Genomic DNA, 507 nt, shown 5'->3' on the forward strand with positions numbered 1-507 from the left:
TATCCGGGCTTAACTGTTATTTCAGTGCCCCTAATGAGCTTCGAGCCCATACACTCTAATTTGAATACACCCAAGCGGTTTATATACCGTGCCTTTGTCGGGTTTTGTATAGGCAGGCTAGGCCTTTTTTCATCTAACTGTAGCAAACAATGATAGGCGATTGGCAAGTGCTCTCAACACCCACTCGGGTTAAGTCACCCTTGTCATCTACGAGCTGCTTGCCAATCTAACTCTGTATTTAAACATCACCTTGAACCTGATTGCATGAACGTATGGGGCGGTAATATTCGTTTTTTTGAAGTAATATCCACATTAACCTTGCCAGACGATGTGCCATTGCAACCGCAGCTTTATTTACCCCGCGCCTTTGCTTGATGGCAGTGACCCATAGGTTCAGGTCATCGTCTTTTTTATGTGCGTGGTTCACAACAGTTCGAGCACCATGAATAAGTTGTTTTCTGAGGTATCCATCTCCACGTTTAGTAATTGTGCCCAAACGATTTGTTT

At 44.0% G+C, this 507-nt stretch carries 1 pseudogene; it reads right to left on the bottom strand.

Annotation, left to right across the window (positions count from 1 at the left end):
* Positions 1 to 238: 238 nt before the first annotated feature.
* Positions 239 to 507: pseudogene (locus J8M01_RS24400) on the bottom strand (IS110 family transposase); the annotation flags it as partial.

This window comes from Pseudoalteromonas sp. MMG005, from assembly GCF_018101015.1.
GTDB classification, from domain to species: Bacteria; Pseudomonadota; Gammaproteobacteria; order Enterobacterales; family Alteromonadaceae; genus Pseudoalteromonas; species Pseudoalteromonas aurantia.